This window comes from Candidatus Hydrogenedentota bacterium, from assembly GCA_019695095.1.
In the GTDB taxonomy this organism is placed as follows: domain Bacteria; phylum Hydrogenedentota; class Hydrogenedentia; order Hydrogenedentales; family SLHB01; genus JAIBAQ01.
Window position 1 is genome coordinate 1 of the sequence record JAIBAQ010000375.1, and the last position, 2,939, is coordinate 2,939.

General features: G+C 55.5%; 2 protein-coding genes. One reads left to right on the forward strand and one right to left on the reverse strand.

Annotation, left to right across the window (positions count from 1 at the left end; all coding sequences use genetic code 11):
* Positions 1–330 precede the first annotated feature (330 nt).
* A complete protein-coding gene (locus tag K1Y02_26555) occupies positions 331–1,458 on the forward strand; it encodes a DUF4263 domain-containing protein (GenBank protein MBX7259944.1) in 1,128 nt (375 codons plus the stop codon).
* A 930-nt stretch (positions 1,459–2,388) separates the two neighbouring features.
* Here the strand turns inward: K1Y02_26555 and K1Y02_26560 are convergent.
* A partial coding sequence (locus K1Y02_26560) for an NAD-dependent epimerase/dehydratase family protein (protein ID MBX7259945.1) occupies positions 2,389–2,939 on the reverse strand: 551 nt, incomplete at its 5' end.

Here is a 2,939-nt window from a genome sequence, read left to right on the forward strand (position 1 = left end):
CACGCGGCGCTGGATTGCGGCATCAGCTACGCCGCCCTCCGCAAGGCAAAAGACTTGCTGGGTGTCGACATCAACAAGAGCAGCTTCCACGGCGTCTGGCATTGGGCTTTGCCACCCCGCACGTAGCGCCGGCTCCAACTGGCCGATATGTTTGGGAACGATCACGCGTAGGGCCGGTTCCACCGGTCCTACGGAACTCTACTCAGCGGTTGCGCAAAGTCGATGAACCAATATTGATGGATGAATCATTATTCGTCATGCTGCCTTGGATGTTTCACCCCTTCCTCCGTCTTCGTGGATGCTCGCCCAAACCAAAGATGGACTGTCGCCATGCCGCTACCACCGGAAACTTCCCTGGACGCCGTGTTGGTAAAGATCAAGGAGACGTATAGCAATCCAAGTATTGGCAACATTCGTCAAGTGGTCCTCCGGGACGGACCACGCGCGTTTCGCGTTGCAACCTTGCTAGAGGTCTTAGACTCCAAAACGCGAGACTTTCACCATTACTCACTAAAGATTGACCATATCAACAAGCGCGCAGAAGGTTGGTTTGCTGATCCGGAGCGATCGGTTCGTCTTGACGGCGATGAACCGGATGAAGTGGATACTCTGTACCGCTTTCTCCATGCGTTATATGAAGGGAAGCTCGACGGAGAACCTGGCACACTGCACATAATCCGTGGCGAAGATTATGCAAGACTGGAACAACTGCTCGAGGCGCTCCCAAATCTCGCAGATACGGACAAACTGCAGATCGTTAAAACCATTCTTTCGCAACTTGAGGAATCGTCGTCGGACGTCTCCGGGTTTGCAGCTGCATTTCAGCGGGCAAAGCCGGGTACGCTGAAGCATATAGCCGCGGCCTCGCGCATGGTCGACTACAAACTTGCGTTTCAGCAACTGAAGGCTCTCGTTGATGACCCGGCGACACCGGAAAGGGATCTGCAGGAGCATCTGAAGAAGCATCCCTGGATGTTTGGCAGTGAGTACAGTGAGCTATTGTCGCGGCGGACTTGGACAAGAGATGACAAACTTGATTACATGCTTCGAAGAACTGTCGACGGATATTTGGAGATTGTCGAAATCAAGACGCCGTTTGCCGAAGCATTATTCATTCACGACACGTCACATGACAGCTATTACCCGTCCGCAAAATTGTCGCCAGTCCTCGGCCAAGTAATCCGTTACATCGAGGAGGTGGAACGGAACCGAGACTCCATCATCGCACATGACGAGTGCGATACCTTAAAGATCCGATCTCGGATTATCCTCGGGCGCGACGGTCCACCGGAGCACCAGGCTGCTCTCCGAAATCTAAATTCGCATCTTCATCGAATTGAGGTCTTGACGTTTGATCAGCTACTTAGGATCGCTACGAGAGTCATTGCCGTGTTTGAGGCCGAAGAAGATCAAGACGAGCAGGCTGCCGGGGCGACAGGCGATTCTGTGGTGTTCTGACAGACGTGAACTTCATCTCGCTCCGAAAGGCTTCGATTGCTGAATTGCCTTTCGTGCACATCGATCAACAAGGGGACCGCTGCTTCGGCTGCAGCATTTGCGTCCGGATGTTCCGGGTCTTTCAGTCCCGTAGTAGTGCGCCTACCCTAAAACTTATGGTTGTCAGGTTCGTTCCATGCCCGCCCAAAGCTGCGGGCATGCCACCCAAGACATAACTTTTTAGCATAGACGGACTAGTAGGGTCGGTTCCACCGGCCTCTTTTGTTTGCATTACTCACCCACCGAATTCCCGATGTCATCGAAATTCAATGCCCGGGCCGGATCGCTCCAGCACGCCCAATGCTCGACCACACCTATTCTCGTGGGGATTAGACAATTCCATGCAGACAATCATACCCAAACAAAAAACGGTGGAACCGGTCCAACAGCTGTTTCACCAAGAAAAATCTACCGCGAGAATCTGTATGAGTCCTGCTCTCTCACTCAAGCATTCCTCAACCAACTCAGGCGTTCGAAGGTGCGCGCACCCGCGCGCAACTTCGAAGCGCATCTTCGAAGGCGCGCATCTTCGAACGGTGGTCGCAAACGGAAGCAGCAGCGCGGGTTGCACTTTTTGACAACATTCGCCGGGAGTGAAGAAAAGTGGCGGGAGCGCACACGCCGAATTTTGAGCACCTTGGGCAGGAATTCGCGAGCTTGTGACAAGCTCTTCGCCGCGAGTTCCGCGCAACTCTTTTTCAATCGCGGGCGGCTTTGTCCAGAAACTATGGAGCGAATCCATCCGTAGGGTCCGCTGTGCGGACCGAAACACAATCCCTTGAGGTCCGCGAAGCGGACCCTACACTTTTTGGGCAAAGCTATCGCGAGTAAAGCCGATGGGAACCGGCAAGAATTTCTTCGATCTGACGCGTTCCAACAGCATCCGCGCGATCAATGATTCCGCACGTACCACTCATACGTGCCGCGCAGGCCTGTCTCCAGGTCGGTTGTCGCGGACCAGCCGAGCGACTCGATGCGGGAGACATCGAGCAGCTTGCGGGGGGCGCCGTCCGGCTTGGAATGATCGAACTCGAACCGGCCGCTGTAGCCCACCACACGGGCAATCAGTCCCGCCAACTCCTGAATGGTCACGTCGCGTCCGGTGCCGACGTTCACATGCTCTTCGGCGGAATAACTCTTCATCAGGTGGACCAGCGCATCGGCACAATCGTCGACATGCAGAAACTCGCGGCGCGGCTTGCCCGTTCCCCACAGGGAGACGCTCGCGGCCGATTGTTCTTTCGCTTCGTGAATGCGGCGCAGCAGCGCGGGGATGACATGCCCCGACTGCGGATCGAAGTTGTCCCCCGGCCCATACAGGTTGGTCGGCATGGCGGAGATGCAGTCGAAACCATGCTGCCGGCGATACGCCTGGCAAAGTTTGAGTCCGGCGATCTTCGCGACCGCGTACCACTGGTTCGTCGGTTCGAGGGGACCGGTCA

Excerpts from the sequence above, each read along its gene's own strand:
- K1Y02_26555 (MBX7259944.1), top strand. The coding sequence starts at position 331 with ATGCCGCTACCACCGGAAACTTCCCTGGACGCCGTGTTGGTAAAGATC.